We start from the raw sequence: 17,784 nt of genomic DNA, 5'->3' as shown, positions 1-17,784 counted from the left end.
TAAATTTTAGAGGAAAATTGTGTTACGAATTATCATTACCATTAGCTGTCTCTTTCTGTTTTGGGGAAATGCTTTCGTTTCTTCTGCAACAGCGATTGAGAATGTATCAGAAATTCAACCCTATCTGGAACGGGTCAAAGATCGAGTGATAGAATATAAACTCGATAATGGGATGAAATTTATCATCCTTCCAGACCAAGAAGCCCCTGTCATTTCTTTTGTCACTTATGCAGATGTCGGTGGGGCCAATGAAGAAGAAGGAAAAACGGGTGCTGCTCATTTTTTAGAACATCTCGCGTTTAAGGGAACCACTGAAATCGGGACAAAAAATTATCAGAAAGAGAAAGATTTATTAGACCATTTAGACCAAGTTCATTATCAATTGGAAACGGCTCAAGAAAAAGGGAACTCAGAACAAGTTAAGCAGCTACAAGCTAAGTTTGAAAAATTACAATCTCAAGCCTCCCAATATGTTGAACAAAATGAATATGCAACAATTGTTCAAACCGAAGGTGGTGTGGGATTAAATGCAGCGACTTCTGCGGATTATACGATTTACTTTTATAGTTTCCCTGCGAATAAACTAGAACTTTGGATGTCTTTAGAATCGGAACGTTTTTTAGATCCAGTGTTCCGAGAGTTTTATAAAGAACAACAAGTCATTTTAGAAGAAAGACGACTCCGCACGGATAATTCTCCTGTGGGAAAAATGATCGAGGAATTTTTAGGAACGGCGTTTACGAGTCATCCCTATCAACGTCCTGTGATTGGCTATGAAGAGGACATTCGGAATCTGACCCGAAATGATATTCGTGATTTTTTTGAAACTTATTATGTTCCAGAAAAGCTAACGATGGCGGTTGTAGGAGATGTTGATCCTCAAGAGGTAAAACGATTAGCAGATACTTATTTTGGTCGCTTTTCCCCTCAGATTGATCCGCCAAAAGTAGAAGCGGTTGAACCGCCACAAACGGAAACCAAAGAAGTTAATCTCAAGCTAAATTCTCAACCCTGGTATTTTGAAGGCTATCACCGTCCGAGTATTAACGATGAAGATCATGTGGTTTATGAAGTGATTTCTCGCTTACTCAGTAGCGGTCGCACTTCTCGCTTATATCAATCTTTAGTCCAAGATCAACAAGTTGCTTTATCTGCAAGAGGGTTAAGTAGTTTTCCAGGAGATAAGTTTCCCAATTTAGTTTTATTTTATGCGTTAACTGCCCCTAATCATAGCTTAGAAGATGTTTCGGAAGCGTTAACGTTAGAAATTGAAAAATTAAAAACTGAACGGGTTTCTGATGCAGAATTAGAACGAGTAAAAACGCAAATGCAAGCCAGTTTATTACGGAGTTTAGACTCAACAAAAGGGATGGCGAGACGGCTAGCAGAATATGAAGCCAAAACAGGAAGTTGGGAAAATTTATTTACGGAATTAGAAGCGATTACAGCCGTCACCGCCGAGGATATTCAGCGTGTGGCGAAAAACACATTTACCGAAGAGAATCGTACAATTGGTCGCATTATTTCAGAGAATTCATAGCAAACATTATGATCAAATTTAAGTTCAAGATGAAACCGATTCAATGGTTCGGACTCGCTCTTTTTGTTTCTCTCTTGGTTATTCTTGGTAATAGTAATTTATTTGCCAAAGCAGCCCCTCCAGAAGCAAAACATTACACAGAGTTAGAATTTTCTGAACCGCCAGAAGTGACTCTTCCTGACTATGAAAAGTATCAGTTAGAAAATGGACTGACAATTTATTTAATTGAAGATCATGAGTTTCCGTTAGTGAGTGGACGAGCAATTTTTCGCACTGGATCTCGTTTTGAAGCAGCGGAGAAAGTTGGGCTCGCTTCTCTGACTGGAAATGTCATGCGTAGTGGGGGAACAAAACAACATTCTGCGGATGAACTCAATCAAATTTTAGAACAACGGGCTGCTTCTATTGAAACAGGAATTAACACGACTTCTGGGAGTGCAAATTTTGATTGTTTAACTCAAGATTTAGATACGGTTTTTGATTTATTTGCAGAAGTGATTCAAACCCCTGCTTTTGCTGAAGATAAATTAGCTTTAGCTAAACAACAAGTGAAAGGAAATATTTCTCGGCGTAATGATGATCCTGGAGATATTGCCGATCGCGAGTTTAAGAAAGTGATTTATGGGGAAAATAGCCCTTACGCAAGAACACCAGAATATGAAACCTTAAGGAATATTTCTCGTGGGGATGTCATTGAATTTTACAACAGTTACATTCGTCCTGAGGAGGCGTTGTTAGGGATTGTTGGGGATTTTGATGCGAAAGAAATGCGCGATCGCGTGGAGAAAGCGTTTGCAAGTTGGCAAGTTTCTACTCCCAAACCTAACTATAATCTACCCGAAACCGAACCAGCGAAAACGGATGGGATTTATTTTGTCCAACAACCGCAACTGAGTCAATCTTATGTAGAATTAGGACATTTGGGGGGAAGATTAGATAATCCTGATTATCCTACTTTAAGAGTCTTAAATGGGGCCTTAAATGGCTTAGGGGGAATCTTAATGAATGATGTGCGATCGCGGGAAGGATTAGCCTATTCTGTCTATGGGGTATGGAGTGCGCGTTATGATTATCCAGGTTATTTTATCGCAGGGGGACAAACGAGATCTGAAGCAACTGTTCCCTTTATCCAATCTATTCTCGATGAGATTCAAAAAGTCAGAGAAACCCCTCTCTCTGATGATCAACTTGAATACGCCAAAGCATCCATTCTCAACTCATTTATCTTCAATTTTCAACAACCCTCACAAACTCTTTCTCGGTTAATGCGCTATGACTATTATGGCTATCCATCTGACTTTATTTTTGAATTCCAAGAGGGAGTTAAACAAACCACAAAAGCAGATGTGCAGCGCGTTGCTAAGACTTATTTAAAACCCGAAAAAATGGTAAAAATGGTGGTAGGAAACTCAGACGCAATTAATCCGGCATTGAGTCAGTTAGATGAGCAAGTGACAGCAGTTGATATTTCGATTCCTCAGCCGATTTCTAGCAAGCCAAAATAAGCGGTGTCGCTATATTCCCCCCTAGGAAGCTCTCCCCACCGACGTTCCGTGAGGTGGGGGAATGGGTCACTCATTTTGTTAAAAAAACTTCCTAAGCTGTTAAAAGTAGTTGGCAAAACCTCCGAGAAGCGGATGTAGGGTTTTAATGACTTCTTCTTGGGTCGCACTTTTCTTAAGTTTTAGGGTTTCCCCGATTTTCTTATAGTGGGAATATCGTTGCCTTAAGATAATTTGATAAAGTTATGATGACACTTTGACCCTGAACAGGAGAACATCTTTTGGGTATCGACCTTCGGAGTTACGTTTATTTAGATAGCCTACAAGCGCAGCACGCTGCCTATATGGGAACAGTATCATTAGGGTTCTTACCCTTACCCGGTGATACTTCTCTTTGGATCGAAATTTCTCCTGGCATTGAAATTAATCGTATTACCGATGTTGCCCTGAAAGCAACTAATGTTCGTCCTGGGGTGCAAGTGGTGGAAAGGTTGTATGGACTCTTAGAAATTCATTCTTCTCAGAAAGGAGATGTCAAAATTGCAGGAACAGCGATTTTAGATGCTCTTGGTGTTTCTGAACAAGATGGCTTAAAACCGCGAGTCGTTTCCAGTCAAATTATTCGTAATGTTGATGCCCACCAAGCGCAAATGGTTAACCGCACTCGTCGGGGTCATATGCTGCTGAAGGGAGAAAGTCTATACGTTTTTGAAGTAGAACCAGCAGCCTTTGCTGCCTTGGCTGCTAATGAGGCGGAAAAAGCAGCGAACATTAATATTTTACAAGTCTCTGCTGTGGGGAGTTTTGGACGCTTGTATTTAGGGGGAGAAGAAAAAGATATTATTGCTGCTTCTTATGCTGTAAAAGCTGCTATTGAAAATGTGCGAGGACGAGAAGAAATTGCTGCTAGCAAAGAGTAAGTTATCTTCTCAATGTGTTGCGATCGCGCTCCTGATTATTATCAAAACCAATCATCAGGATTCTTGCTTCACTGCAACTCCCGTGGCAGCAAAAAACTCTGCTGTATCAGATAGGAGTTGTTTTCCCCAGTGATTGTCAGCGAGAACATTCATTTGCGACCATTGAGAATCTAAACCAAAAGCAGCATTTTGTAAATCATAAGCAGAGTCTCGTTTTCCTTGCTGATAGAGAGCAACCGCTAGGGCAAGTTTCGGTTCAGCAGCGTTTTCTGACATCTCTGTTGCCTTACGCCAGTGCGCGATCGCTGCTTCTGTGTTGCCTTGTTCATATCGAATCAAGCCGATGTTGTTGGTTGCTTGCCAAAAATCCTTTTTCCGATTTAAGGCTTCTTCGTAAAGCGAGATCGCCTGCTTCCATTCTTCTTTTTGCTGATGCACCACTCCTTTTTTAAAGTAGAGACTTGCATCCTCAGGATTCAGCGCGATCGCGCGTTGAAAGTCTTCAATGGCTGCGTTGAGCTTTCCTTGTTCAAAGTAAGTAATGCCTCGGTTTTCGTAAGCAGATGCAGAATCTTTTGCTACATTAATAGCTTGATTGAAGTCTTCAAGGGCTTGGTCTAACTTACCTTGCTGAGCATAAATAATTCCTCGTTTGTTATGCGTAGCAGCATCATTTCCCAGAAGATCGAGAGCTTGATTAAAATCTTCAATTGCCCCTTCTAGGTTGCCTTGTCTGACATGATTTAGCCCCTGTTGCTTATAAGCAAATCCGACTCTTAGCTGACGGTGCAATTTTTGGTAAGCTAGGGCTTGATTGGGTTGAAGATACCGATCATTGAGCGCGATCGCGTTCTGGATATCTGCAAAGGCTTTCCCTAAATTACCTTGTCGTTTGTAGGTTACACCACGTTGATAATAAGCACGCTCGTATTCAGAATCGAGACTGATTGCTTTATTGAAATCTTGAATAGCAAGTTTTAACTGTCCTTGCTTTTTGCGGGTGATGCCTCGTTTATAGTAAGCAGTAGGATCATCAGGATGATTACGCACTACCAGATTGTAAACTTCAATCGCTCCCGCATAATTCCCCTGCTCTTCTTTAGCTGCTGCGACATCGTAGTAGTGACTCGCTGGAGGTTTGAGGAAACATCCTTGAACAACAACACCGCTAATTAAAACGGACATTAACCAACTCGGGAAACCTGAATTTTTTTCATTTGAATAATCAGGAGGGTTAGAGATAATGTTTAGACATAAAAAAGGAATAGCACGCGCAACTATCCCCGAAATAACACTCTATTTTTAAGCAACGGTTTGTTTCTGTTTTCTTAAGCGACGATACCCGAAGTATCCACCTAACGCAACTAAACCCATTGCTCCTTCTGCTTCAAAGGGGACTGCTTCAACAGTTCCACTTGAAGTATTTCTAGACACAAAACCGCTTGTGCTATTAAATTCAAACGTATTAAGGGTATTTACACCTACTATTAAATCGCTGTCAAAACTTAAAGTAATTTGGTTATTAGTAGTGCTATCTAACAGAGACAGAGTGTCACTCTGTTCACCCTGAATATCAGAATCAGTGTAAGTAGCTCCAGTTAAACCGCTACCAGTTTGTGTGCTAATCTTAACATTAAAGTAATCGACAGCTACATCATCATAAAAGAAAGAACCAGTAACAAACGTGTTATCACTACTAAACTGTATATTGTTTAATTCATATTTAAAAGTAGCTGCATTGGCAGGTAGTGCAGCGTTAAGGGCAGCGCCAGCGAGCGAAAACGCTGTTAAACACTTAAGAAGTTTCATATGTGATTATCACTCCAATCAATACGTATATTCATCTGCTAGAGTACCACATCTGTATCACAAAATCAAATTATTATCAAGGTTTATTTAATTTTTTCGGTAAGAGTGCAGTCATTGCTCTAACCCAATTAGAGTGATTCCCAGTTAAAAATATGCGGTCGCACTACAGAAATTACTGGAAATGACTATCATGCGCGTATCATGCGCGATCGGGAACAGGGAGTTGGAAATGTCTTGTTCCAGTTCCCAAGTCCCGATTGTTAATTACGCCATGAGTCAGATCCGAGTAACGATTGATTACTGTTGACAATCATCAGCCCAAAGGATTAACCCTAACTCATGAGGATGGGCCATGTATTGGTTTTTCGGTAGCACTCGCAAGGACAACCCTTGTAAGCCACTGGAGCGATAAACCAGAGAGCCCTTATAGATTGTTCCTGCTGCAGAAGACTCACCCGTGTATTCCATCGGAATCGGTGTGCCTTTGACGATTTCGCCATCACTGTTGAGGTTGCCCAGATAGAGTTCCACACTGACATCATCGGGTTTTAAGCCCGCCAAGTCTAAAACCGCTTTCACCTCAATGGTTTCATTGACAACAATATCTGTTCCTTCGGAAACATCAATGCTTTCAATGCGGATGTCATACCACCGTTCAAAGAGTTGTTTTTTCCATTGTGCAACGGCTTTGGCATTGGCATATTTGTTCTCGGTCATGGCGAAATAACGATCGCTGCTGGGGAAATAGCCATAAACACTATAATCTCGCAACATCCGCGCCGTATTAAACTGGGGCGTATTGAGACGAATCGCATTTTTCATCTTCTTCACCCAACCGCGAGGGACACCATTGGCATCGCGATTATAGAACAAGGGCATAATCTCTTGTTCCAAGAGGTCGTAGAGGGCATTGGCTTCCACCTCATCTTGATATTCTTGGTCTTCGTACATTTCGCCTTGACCAATCGCCCAACCCGTTGCGGTGTAGTCGGCTTCATCCCACCAGCCATCGGGAATACTGAGATTAGGCAGTCCATTCATTGCTGCTTTCATGCCAGAAGTCCCTGAAGCCTCACGAGGACGACGAGGGGTATTGAGCCAAATATCACAGCCCGAAACCATGGATCGCGCCACATGAGTATCATAATCGGGAACAAAGACTAAATAATCTTCAATCCCTTCCTCTCGCGCGGTATGAATCAGTTGACGAATCAAGTCTTTCCCTGGCATATCTTTCGGGTGAGCTTTCCCGGCAATCACAAATTGTAAACGGCGATTGGGGTTACCCATGATAATTTTCTTAATGCGCTCAATATCCCGCAGAAAGAGAGTCGCCCGTTTATAAGTGGCAAAACGACGGGCAAAACCAATGGTTAAGACATCAGGATCAAGGACTTCGGTTGCTTTATCTAACTCCGCTTGACTTGCACCGCGTTGGCGGAGTTTCTTCCCTAACCAGTCTCGCACCATGACGACCATATCCGCACGAGCGCGTTCATGGTTACGCCACAATTCCTCATCAGGGATAGAATCGACTTTTTCCCAGAGGGGGTTTTCGGGTCCTTTTTCTGACCAGCTTGGGCCCAAGTAGCGATCATAAAGTTGTTGTTTGGATTTGGTAACAACGCTGCGAGCGTGAACACCATTAGTAATCGAGGTAATGGGAACTTCTTCCACAGGAAGTCCTTTCCACATTCCCTTAAACATCTCCCGAGAGACTTCGCCGTGGAGTTTACTCACCCCATTGAGGAAAGAACTGGTGCGGAGGGCGAGTGCTGCCATACTGAAGGGAGAGGATAAATCACCTGTGTTTTCCCGTCCCATGGCTAAAAATTCTTCTCGGGATAAGTCAAAGATATCAGCATAATGTCCCACATAGTACATGGTTTGATCGGGGTTAAACATATCAAACCCTGCGGAAACGGGGGTATGGGTGGTGAACATTTGGCTTGCTTGTACCATTTGTTTCGCTTCGTCAAAGGTCAAGCCATCATCTTCAATCAAGCGACGCATCCGTTCTAACACCAAGAACGCGCTGTGACCTTCATTGAGGTGGAAAACGGTGGGGGTATAACCAAGGGCTTTTAAGGCGCGGAAACCCCCAATTCCGAGCATCATTTCTTGGTGAATCCGCATATCGAGATCACCACCATACAACCGATCAGTGATGTTATGGTCGTATTCAGAGTTCCCTTCAATATTGGTATCAAGGAGATAGAGACGAACAATCCCCACATCAATGCGCCAGACACGAGCGTGAACCGTGCGTCCTGGGTAGTCCACCTCCACCCGCAACTCAGAACCATCGGGATTGTGTTCTAAGTGCAAGGGCATATTGCTGAAATCGTTGATGGGATAGGCTTCTTGTTGCCAGCCATCGGCGTTTAAGTATTGGGAGAAATATCCTTCTTGATAAAGTAACCCGACTGCAACCAAGGGTAAGCCTAAGTCACTGGCTGATTTGAGATGGTCACCCGCTAAAACCCCCAAACCGCCCGAGTAAAGGGGTAAGCAGTCGGTTAAACCGTATTCAGCACAAAAATACGCATAGCACTCTTTTTGTGCAATTTGACCGCGATTTTTCCGAAACCAGGTTCGTTCTTGGAGATAGAGGTCTAACTGTTGTTCCGCCCGTTCCATTTGGGCAAGAAAGCCTTCATCTTCGGCAACTTCCGCGAGACGTTCTTGACTGATATTTCCGAGTAAGGAGACAGGGTTATGACGGCAGGACTCCCATAATTGTTGATCTAACCGTCGAAACAGGTCTTTGGCTTCGATATCCCAATCCCAGTGAATATTATAAGCCAGCTTTTTCAAGGGCTCTAGTTTTGGGGGGAGGGACGGCGAAACGTTAAAGGTACGAATTGGCTTCATAGATTTCTTCTGCTGGCGTGTTATAGAATTCCGACTTTTCGCCTAACTATTTTGCAAGCAATTATGCCCCTCACCCCGATTTCTTAATAGTTCATTATGCTTTCGAGGCTTAGCCTAGATCATTGTCCGCGATCGCGTCGTTGCTACCGCGATAATCTTCTCCCATTAATTGGGCAATTTCTTCATCTTCTTCTAGGTATTTCTCATTTTCACTTTCTAGACTTTCTCTGGGCATCAGCCGATTATTCTGGTCTAGCCAGTCCAACAGAGAGGTATCTTGTTTAAGCGGAATCACGGTTGCAGGTTCGTAACGGGGTTCTTGACGAAGAGACGGATTATTCATATTTGTTGCAGTTGCATCGAGTACACCATAGTATAGTGTAACCTAAAGGCTTTTCCCTCTCTATGATTCCATCTTCTGATTCTTCCTCGGTTTGGCAAGCAGAAATCCTCAATCTCTTACGAGGTGCGTCTGGAGGCTTTCTCTTTGGCTTACCCTTACTCTACACGGTTGAAGTGTGGTGGATTGGATCGAGTACCACCCCCGCTTGGATGTTATTGGCGTTAGGCATTACCTTTTTTGTTGTGTATTTACTGAATCAAAGTGAGGGTTTCCGCAGTTCTCTTGATATTCAACCGATTGATGCTTTAATGGAAACGGTAGAATCGATGAGCATTGGCATTGTTTGCGCTTTGTTTTCTTTGATTCTCTTGTGTCGGATTACGCTGGATACCCCCCTGAATGAAGCGTTGGGGAAGTTAGTCTTTGAATGTATTCCCTTTGCCATTGGCGTGGCTTTAGCCCGTTCTACCCTACGCGGCGATCGCGCTCCCCGAACCGTCAAAAAAGCTCGTCCTCGCCCGCGAAACAGCATTTTCCAAGCGCTGCTTGCGGATTTAGATGCGACCCTCATTGGTTCACTGATTGTTGCTTTTAGTATTGCGCCGACCGAAGAAGTTTCTCTACTCTCGGCTTCTATTTCTCCTCTCTGGTTAATCTTAATTATTCTTTCGTCTCTGGTCATTTCTTATTGTATTGTTTTCGTCGCAGGGTTAACCAATCAAAAGGAACGTCGCCAACAACAAGGGTTTTTACAACGCCCCATCAATGAAACCTTAATTTGTTATCTGGTGTGTCTGTTAGCTTCAGCACTGATGTTATGGTTTTTCCAACAGTTAAGTTGGGATGACCCATGGCAAGAATGGCTAAGTGATACCCTGATTTTAGGATTGCCAGCAACAATTGGTGGCGCAGCTGGTCGATTAGTGATATGAATCAAGCACAAGAGCAATCTGAAGACAATGCAGCCTCTTCGACTTCTCAAAAACGAAATTGTGCAGAATGGATTACTTTTATGATTAGTAGTTGCATTCTGTTAGCACTGGTTGGGTTAATTCTTTATGATTGGCTTTTGAGTCAACAGTCTCCCCCTATTTTGCAGGTAAAAACGGAATCGGTCGTGGAAATTCGAGAAGGACAGTTCTATCAACCCTTTGTTTTAGAAAATGTGGGGGGAAGTTTTGCGGAATCGGTACAAGTGATTGCTTCCTTGAGCCTCCATCCCCCTGACGATTTAGAAGTGGGAGAACAAGAAATTTCGTTTCTGGCTGCTGGAGAAAAGAAAAGTGGTTACTTTGTCTTCACTCATGATCCTCGCGAAGGGGAATTAAATGTGAGAGTGGCAAGTTATCGTTAATTAACGTTCAAAAAACACACCTAAAATTGAACACTTTCAGAAAAAACACACCTAAAATAGAATTCGTAGCCCGAACTGGAATTTATGGTAGCGAAACGACCGAATGCAACTCCCAACTGGCGGTGGCTGATTCCGCCTCTGGTTGCTCTAATCCTGATTTTAGTCTTTTCAGGAACGTTAGTCCATTTAACCACAGAATCTTGGTGGTTCAGCGCGATCGGATTTCAAGATGTATTTTGGACTCTGCTCACTTGGCGAGGAATTACTTGGGTGGGCAGTTTTGTGATTTTTGCTCTCTTTTTAGGGCTCAATTACTGGTTTGCAATGCGAGTCACTCGCTATTCCACGATTCGACTGTTAGAAGGGAGTGACCTTTCATTTTATGCCGATCGCGCTCCCAAATATATTGCCCCAGTCATTATCTTTTTTATGTCCCTTTCGGCTGCTGGGGCGAGTATTACTGCTTGGGATACGCTACTCAAATTTCTCAACGCCAGCGAGTTTAACCGCACTGATCCCATCTACGAACGAGATCTTGGCTTCTATCTGTTCCAGCTTCCGTTTTACGAGGGGCTACAAGATTGGTTATTTGCACTGTTTCTCACGGGATTACTAGTTGCAGGGACAGTTTATATTTTGAAAGGAACGGTTAATCTCAATCGCGGGTGGCAATATTTAATTTATGGGGAAGCCAAAGCCCACATTTGTTTACTCTTAGCGGGATTAGCCTTTTTAATGGCCTTTCAGTTTTGGCTACAACGGTATGATTTACTCTATTCTGGGGAGGGTGTTGTTTCTGGTGCAGGGTTTACCGATACCCACGCTCGTCTGACGGCACTAACGGGAATGGGATTTATGGGGTTAGCCCTGGCGGTGGTTTTTATCGCCTCTGCGGGACAAAATAGCCTCAACCTTCCTTTAACAGGAATTGGCTTGTATCTGCTGATTTATATTCTGCTGTATCAGGCTTATCCTGGATTTCAACAACAATTTATTGTTGAACCCAACGAACTGGCCAAAGAAAGACCCTACATTGAAAATAATATTTCCCTCACCCGAGATGCGTATAATCTGAGTCAGGTGGAACGAGATAATTATCCCGCCCAAGGAACGCTTGATCGCGCGGTTATTGAACAAAATGCAGGAACAGTTCGCAATATTCGTCTCTGGGATTATCGTCCGCTGCTGACCACTTATGGACAACTGCAAGAAATCCGTCCCTACTACGATTTTCTGGATGTAGATATTGATCGCTATACCATAAATGATACCTATCGTCAAGTCATGTTGTCGCCACGGGAGTTATCTCGCGCCCCGCAAGATCGCTGGGTCAGTCAACGGTTGAAATATACCCATGGCTATGGTTTGGTCATGAGTCCCGTCAATCAAGTGACCTCCCAAGGCTTACCCGAATTATTAATTAAAGATATTCCCCCCGCTTCTAGTATTGATTTAGAAGTGGAACAACCGCGCATTTATTACGGTGAAGAAACCAATAATTATATTTTTACAGGGATGGTGGAAGATGAGTTTGATTATCCCTTAGGTGAAGATAATGCGAGCAATCGTTATGATGGGGGGGGAGGTGTTGATCTGGGTTCGTTTTGGCAACGCTTATTTTATGCTTACGATTTAGGCAGCTTTAAAGTTCTCATTTCCACTCAGTTTCAACCAGAATCTCGCATTCATTATTATCGGAATATTCGACAAAGAATTAATCATGTTGCCCCATTTTTACGGTTAGATGCTGACCCCTATATGACCTTAATTGAGGGTCGCATGAAATGGATTGTTGAAGGCTACACGGTGAGCGATTATTATCCTTATTCAGAACCCGTTTCAGCGATTAATAATGCGGGTGCAATTTTACGACGGGGACAAAATACACAACTGCTTGCAGGGGGGTTTAATTATGTTCGGAATTCGGTGAAAGTCATTGTGGATGCCTATGATGGAACGTTGCAATTTGTTGTTACGGATGAATCCGATCCCCTGATTCAAACTTATCAAAAAATCTTTCCCAGTTTATTCACTTCCCTGAGTGAAGTTTCCCCAGAAGTCAAATCTCATTTCCGCTATCCCCTAGATTTATTCAAAATTCAAACCCAGATGTATTTGGCGTATCACATGAGTAACCCTGAGGTCTTTTACAATCAGGAAGACTTATGGCGATTTGCGACAGAAACCTATGAAGGGAATCAGCAATTAGTCGAACCCTATTACACAATTATGCGCTTACCCCAAGCGGAAAGTGCAGAGTTTGTTTTAATTTTGCCATTTACACCGATCAATAAAGATAATATGATTGCTTGGATGGCAGCGCGATCGGATGCCGAGAATTATGGGAAATTATTGTTATATGAATTTCCGAAGCAAGAGTTAATTTACGGGCCCAGTCAAATCGAAGCAAGAATTGATCAAACGCCAGAAATTTCGCAACAACTGAGTCTTTGGGATCAACAAGGTTCAAGAGTGATTCGAGGGAATTTATTAGTGATTCCCATTGAAGAATCGATTCTTTATGTGGAACCGATTTATTTACGCGCTGAACAAGGAGAATTACCCCAACTCAAACGAGTAGTGGTCGCCCATGGAGATAATTTAGTCATGCGCCCCACATTAGAATCAGCCATTTCTGCTGTTTTTGGAGAAAAAACGATTCCTCCTCAACCTTCTGTAGATGAACCGACTGTAGAAACTCCCCTCGCTGATGATTTAACCCAACGCGCGATCGATATTTACCGAGAAGCACAACAAGCAGCCCAAGCGGGAAATTGGGGAGAATATGGCGATAAACTTGAAGAGTTAGAAGGGATTTTAGAACAACTGAATCAGGAGTAATTTCATGATTTCTCAACCGATTGAACAAAAACAATATACCCGTCAAGAATATCTTGATTTTGAAGTAACTTCAGAAGAACGTCATGAATATATTGATGGTGAAATCAGAAAGATGGTAGGCTCAACACCGAATCACGGTAGAATTGTCCTCAACTTTGGTTCAATTTTGAATTTTGGTTTCAAAGGTAAAGGATATAGTGTTTTTGTAACAGATCAGCGACTCTGGATTCCCGAAAAAAATACCTATACTTACCCTGATGTGATGGTTATCCAAGGAGAAATACAATTACAAGCAGGACGGAAAGATACAATAACCAATCCTTGTTTAATTGCAGAAGTTTTATCTCATTCAACAGAAAATTATGATAAAAATGAGAAGTTTAAGTTCTATCGCAGTATTCCTTCTTTCCAAGAATATGTTTTAATTGATCAGTATTCTCCCCGAATTGAACATTACCGTAAAACTGATACCAACCAATGGTTATTTACGGAGTATCAAGGGTTAGATTCCATTTTGACATTAGGGGGAGGTGGAATGACGATTTCTTGGGCTGATATTTATGATCAAGTGACATTCAAGTGAATCATTTTTTTCTTAATTCTTTAAAAGAATGGCGCAATCATTCCGTCTTAAACTGGATTGCTGTTAGTGGACTTTTATATTTTCTCTTAGTTGGTGTTCGTCTGATTAGTACAGGCTTTGAGTTTGCATTTGGCTCAGAAGCAGAAGGCTTATTTGCCTTTGCAAGCAATCCGTTTTTAGGGTTAATGATTGGTATTTTAGCCACTGCTTTGATTCAATCGTCGAGTACGGTTAGCGCGATCGCGGTGAGTTTAGTAGCAGGGGGTTTACCAGTTTCAACAGCCGTTCCCATCATTATGGGCGCAAATGTGGGTACAACCATCACCAATACCATTGTTAGTTTAGGACATCTCAACGCTTCAGAAGAGTTCAAACGAGCGTTTGCAGCAGCAACCATTCATGATTGCTTTAATTTCTGCTGTTTAGTATTATTTTTTCCCTTAGAAATTATGTTTCATGGCTTGGAAAATAGTGCTAAATATCTAGGAAATTTATTAATCAATTTCGGTTCAAGCTGGAATTTATTTGATTTCAATATTTTAGATTGGTTTATTAATCCACTTTTGAATCAAGTCTTGAGATTCACTCAATCCTTACCGCCGAAACTAGATGGGATTGCTTTAGCTGTTTTTGGTCTTGTTTTGATTTTTGGCAGTATTTTTTATCTCAGTAAACTCTTAAAATACTTATTAATTGGAAAAGCAAGACTGATTTTAAACAGCGCGATCGGCACTCATCCTGTTATTAGTATTTTAGCAGGAACGGGAATCACTTGTTTAATTCAATCCTCTTCTGCAACCACCAGTTTAATGATTCCTCTAGCGGGTAATGGTGTATTTACTTTAGAACAAATTTATCCATTTACTTTAGGGGCAAATATTGGCACTTGTTTAACCGCCCTCCTTGCAGCAACTGCTTTTACAGGGAATGCAGCTTTACCAGGATTAGAAATTGCTCTTGTTCACTTCCTTTATAATTCTTTGGGGGTTTTAATCATTTATTCCACACCGATGATCCGGGATATTCCAATTAAGGGAGCGCGTTTTTTAGCGGATATGGCAACCCGATATAAGTTGGCTGCGTTAGGATATCTGGTTACATTTTTTCTAGTTTTACCAGCCCTGTTTTTAGGCTTTTTCTTCGTCCTCCAAAAAACTCCTGAAAGGATGGGTCTTGGCTAAATTAGAGTTGATATAGCAGTCCTAATTCTTATGTAACAACTTGATTTTCCCCCCTGACAAAGGGCAGCTAGGGGGATTCCCCTTATTGAAGCCAGAGCCAAGGGTGAGGAGGTTAGGGGAAACCCCCTCTCTCTCCCCTAATAGCGGGGATGTAAGGGGGGTGGGGGTGAAGGGGGGATGATTTACAATTGATTTAGAGGTCAATGTCAGCCCAAAATTCGATACACTGCAAAGAAACACTTCTGAATTTTTGGCATAAACACATCACAACAACAAGAACGAACAATGGGTATGAAAAAGTTTATTTATGGTTTCTTTGGCGAAAGAGCAGGGAGGCTTATTATTGTCACTTGGAACTGGCTTTTCGGCATTTCTGAACCTTCGCAACAAGAAGAAGCAGTCAGTACCGCGCAAGCCTCATTGCAGGAAATGCAAAACTCAGTGGAACAACTCACCCAAGCAGTGACAGTACAAGTGAATAATTATCAACAAGCGGAAGAACGCTATAGCGCTAAAGTTCAAGAGTTCAAAGACTTAGAAACCAAAGCGAAAACCTTAAAGGCTCAGGGGAATACAGAAGCTGCTCGTCTAACGATGATCCAAGCGATCCAGTTAGAAAAGATTTTACCTCAACTCAAGGAAAATGTTGAAAATGCAGAGAAATTTGTGCAAGCAGCAAAGGAACAACTGACCCGAGAAAAAGAAAAGTTAGAAACTTATAAAAGTGAACTTGCTAATATGCAAGCGATTCAAGAAGTCAATCAGGCCTTATCGCAAATGGCAGCAGTTAATAATAATTACAATATTGATTCGGCAAAGTCTCAGTTTGAAGCAGCGAAGGAAGCAGTCAGTGACCGACAAGCAGAAGTCCAAGCCTTGTATGAAATGTCTAAAAGTCCATCAGAAAGTTTAGATGAGAAAATGGATAATATGACCTTGGAAGATGAAGTCTCTCGCCGTCTAGAGGGCTTTTAACAGAAAGTTAAAAGTTAACCATTTCTTAACTTAGTTGGTCAAATTAAATACTATAATCGTGGGGTGGCTGAGTTTAACTGATCGATAACCAAGACAGTTAAAGGATAAGTCATTTTTAGCGGTGAGTTACATCGTGTTAGCCTGTGGACTAGATAACGCCGACGTTGCTAGGAAAGATCCAATGGAAAGGAAGCAGGAAGTGGACATCAGACTCTATCAGGCTTTTAGAAGCTATGGTCAAGTTTGAGTAAGTTCCTCATAACGGAAATTGACTTCTCCACGCGATCAATTTATTGATGGCGAGAAAGAGGGGGATGTTTAATCGAGAGCGATCCCCCTGTCAGCTCCTTATTGTGAATGATCTGGTTTTACCTCTAGCGTCTTCTACGACCCCGAGAGCGACTGCGCGATCGCGTTCCGGAACCAAAACTACTCCCTCGGGATTTACGAGTTCGCGTTTTCGAGGACTTGCCACTATCATTACTTCTCAGAGTATTCGTACCGACTCCAGAACCTGTGCTACGCCCTGAATTATTCGTTCGAGTGCGTGTATTGGTATTGGTTGATGGGGAACGGTTGATATTACCTGTGGTTCTCACTTGTGCTCGTTTGTTTTGAACCGAGGGTGGAGGAGATTGATAGCGGTCTTGGTAACGATCCACCGCTTCGGAATAAGTTGAGCCATACCCACCATAACCAGTCAGAACACTTGTCCCCGATTGATAAGCTGGGGGAACATAATATTGCGGTTGAAACAGCAGACTTCCGATCGCTTGACCCGCTAAAGCACCAGCAAACGGTGTCCAGAAGTTCGATTCTCGACGGACAATCACTCGTTCTTCTTGTCCAGTATTGGGATCGGTACGGGTTTCAGCGACACCATGAATGTACTCAATGCGAAAGTCTTCCGCTAAGTGTAGAGAGTATTCTCCATTTTCCACTAGAAGATAGCTATTTTGCCCATTTTCTACCTCTTCTGGGGTCAATCGCGCCATTTTGATATTGTCTCGTTCTAAAACAGGGGGATTGGCATTAAAGAGGAACAACCGATAATCGCCACTGACATCATCGTAACTGGCTTGTTGCAGTTCATATTTACCATCAGGAAGACTGCGTTGAGTATTATTTGTTGTGTTGTTAATGGCTTGTTCCGAGCGTTGTTGAGGTTGATTACCGCCACAGGCAACGGTTGTCCAAGTGAGAGAGACAACCATAATTGTAATCAGAGTACGCCTAAATAAAGAGTTCATAAGGGAATTAACTCCGGAAAATTTTCAATGACTTGGTCGTTGGTGAGTTCATCACCAAAATGAGCGGGTGAGAAATGAATTTGAATAGCGCGAAAACGGGTGTTGTGATGGAGATTGATTAAGTCTTTCAGAGCGTCTTGCAGGGCTTCAAAATCAGATAAGTCGGTTTCAAGGGATTCCATTTCTCCGGTGTAAGCCACTGTCAGCATGAGGACAACGTTACGGCTAATGGGAAGTGATAAGGTATCCTCCTCTTCTCCATTATCATCAGCAATGACATCACTGAGATAACGTTGAGCCGAATCTGTAAATAGTTCGTTAACGTAGTCTCCTGCTTCTCCTTCATCCCAAAAGACATCCCCTTCATTGGCAACCGCTTGCCAACTGCTGGGAATACGCAAGAGGGATTCACAAATTTCGACTAATCCCTCTCCCATCACATCTAAATCACCTTCTTCTTCGATCGCGCGTTGAGCCACTCGGTTCAAAACACCCAGTTGGGGCGGGGCTTCCTCTCCAGACAGGTGTAACATGATTCTTAAGACAACAAAGCGAGTCCGACCTCTTAATTTTTCTACGCGATCGCGCCATCCAGCCATAATCGGTTTTCCA

General features: G+C 42.4%; 16 protein-coding genes. 9 read left to right on the top strand and 7 right to left on the bottom strand.

What is annotated here, in order from left to right:
* The first annotated feature begins 19 nt into the window (after window positions 1-19).
* Both PCC7418_RS12170 and PCC7418_RS12165 read left to right on the top strand, forming a co-directional pair.
* Window positions 20-1,540 carry a pitrilysin family protein gene (locus PCC7418_RS12170; protein WP_015226489.1) on the top strand — a complete coding sequence of 507 codons (1,521 nt, stop codon included), beginning with the start codon at window positions 20-22 and terminating at the stop codon, window positions 1,538-1,540.
* A gap of 29 nt (window positions 1,541-1,569) precedes the next feature.
* Window positions 1,570-3,045 (top strand): pitrilysin family protein, encoded by a 1,476-nt coding sequence (locus PCC7418_RS12165; protein ID WP_015226488.1) that lies wholly within the window; start codon window positions 1,570-1,572, stop codon window positions 3,043-3,045.
* Between the two features lie 99 nt (window positions 3,046-3,144).
* On the opposite strand, the gene PCC7418_RS19885 is transcribed toward PCC7418_RS12165, so the two are convergent.
* Window positions 3,145-3,273 (bottom strand): group II intron maturase-specific domain-containing protein, encoded by a 129-nt coding sequence (locus tag PCC7418_RS19885; RefSeq protein WP_255348282.1) that lies wholly within the window; start codon window positions 3,271-3,273, stop codon window positions 3,145-3,147.
* Window positions 3,274-3,323: 50 nt separating this feature from the next.
* Between PCC7418_RS19885 and PCC7418_RS12160 the strand changes: the two genes are divergently transcribed.
* Window positions 3,324-3,962 carry a microcompartments protein gene (locus tag PCC7418_RS12160; protein WP_015226487.1) on the top strand — a complete coding sequence of 213 codons (639 nt, stop codon included), beginning with the start codon at window positions 3,324-3,326 and terminating at the stop codon, window positions 3,960-3,962.
* 54 nt (window positions 3,963-4,016) lie between these two features.
* Here the strand turns inward: PCC7418_RS12160 and PCC7418_RS12155 are convergent, their stop codons facing one another.
* From PCC7418_RS12155 to PCC7418_RS12140, 4 genes are all read right to left on the bottom strand, one after another.
* Window positions 4,017-5,147, bottom strand: coding sequence for a tetratricopeptide repeat protein (locus PCC7418_RS12155; protein WP_015226486.1), 1,131 nt, complete (start codon window positions 5,145-5,147; stop codon window positions 4,017-4,019).
* A gap of 117 nt (window positions 5,148-5,264) precedes the next feature.
* The gene (locus PCC7418_RS12150; protein WP_015226485.1) at window positions 5,265-5,771 is read right to left on the bottom strand and encodes a hypothetical protein; all 507 of its coding nucleotides are present in this window, start codon (window positions 5,769-5,771) and stop codon (window positions 5,265-5,267) included.
* A gap of 297 nt (window positions 5,772-6,068) precedes the next feature.
* Window positions 6,069-8,645: an alpha-glucan family phosphorylase gene (glgP, locus tag PCC7418_RS12145; protein WP_015226484.1), complete on the bottom strand. Its 2,577-nt coding sequence runs from the start codon at window positions 8,643-8,645 to the stop codon at window positions 6,069-6,071.
* Window positions 8,646-8,754: 109 nt separating this feature from the next.
* Window positions 8,755-8,988 carry a DUF3134 domain-containing protein gene (locus tag PCC7418_RS12140; protein ID WP_015226483.1) on the bottom strand — a complete coding sequence of 78 codons (234 nt, stop codon included), beginning with the start codon at window positions 8,986-8,988 and terminating at the stop codon, window positions 8,755-8,757.
* Between the two features lie 62 nt (window positions 8,989-9,050).
* Here PCC7418_RS12140 and PCC7418_RS12135 point away from each other — a divergent pair, with 62 nt between their 5' ends.
* From PCC7418_RS12135 to PCC7418_RS12110, 6 genes are all read left to right on the top strand, one after another.
* Entirely contained in the window at window positions 9,051-9,920 is an 870-nt protein-coding gene (locus tag PCC7418_RS12135) for a TIGR02587 family membrane protein (protein ID WP_015226482.1), read from the top strand.
* Entirely contained in the window at window positions 9,917-10,342 is a 426-nt protein-coding gene (locus PCC7418_RS12130; RefSeq protein ID WP_015226481.1) for a TIGR02588 family protein, read from the top strand. Before PCC7418_RS12135 ends, PCC7418_RS12130 begins: the two co-directional genes overlap by 4 nt.
* Before the next feature lie 84 nt (window positions 10,343-10,426).
* On the top strand, window positions 10,427-13,183 hold the full coding sequence (locus PCC7418_RS12125; RefSeq protein ID WP_015226480.1) for a UPF0182 family protein: 2,757 nt from the start codon (window positions 10,427-10,429) through the stop codon (window positions 13,181-13,183).
* 4 nt (window positions 13,184-13,187) lie between these two features.
* Window positions 13,188-13,766, top strand: a complete 579-nt coding sequence (locus PCC7418_RS12120) for a Uma2 family endonuclease (protein ID WP_015226479.1) — start codon at window positions 13,188-13,190, stop codon at window positions 13,764-13,766.
* Window positions 13,763-14,947 (top strand): Na/Pi symporter, encoded by a 1,185-nt coding sequence (locus PCC7418_RS12115; protein WP_015226478.1) that lies wholly within the window; start codon window positions 13,763-13,765, stop codon window positions 14,945-14,947. Before PCC7418_RS12120 ends, PCC7418_RS12115 begins: the two co-directional genes overlap by 4 nt.
* A 291-nt stretch (window positions 14,948-15,238) precedes the next feature.
* Window positions 15,239-15,922 (top strand): PspA/IM30 family protein, encoded by a 684-nt coding sequence (locus PCC7418_RS12110; RefSeq protein ID WP_041596252.1) that lies wholly within the window; start codon window positions 15,239-15,241, stop codon window positions 15,920-15,922.
* A gap of 374 nt (window positions 15,923-16,296) precedes the next feature.
* Here PCC7418_RS12110 and PCC7418_RS12105 read toward each other — a convergent pair whose 3' ends face one another.
* The gene (locus PCC7418_RS12105) at window positions 16,297-17,172 is read right to left on the bottom strand and encodes a hypothetical protein (RefSeq protein WP_015226476.1); all 876 of its coding nucleotides are present in this window, start codon (window positions 17,170-17,172) and stop codon (window positions 16,297-16,299) included.
* Window positions 17,169-17,771: a DUF1517 domain-containing protein gene (locus PCC7418_RS12100; RefSeq protein ID WP_015226475.1), complete on the bottom strand. Its 603-nt coding sequence runs from the start codon at window positions 17,769-17,771 to the stop codon at window positions 17,169-17,171. The genes PCC7418_RS12105 and PCC7418_RS12100 overlap by 4 nt, the downstream gene beginning before the upstream one ends.
* Window positions 17,772-17,784 lie beyond the last annotated feature (13 nt).

The organism is Halothece sp. PCC 7418 (genome assembly GCF_000317635.1).
Taxonomy (GTDB): Bacteria; Cyanobacteriota; Cyanobacteriia; order Cyanobacteriales; family Rubidibacteraceae; genus Halothece.
This window is presented reverse-complemented; position numbering and strand designations above follow the sequence as displayed.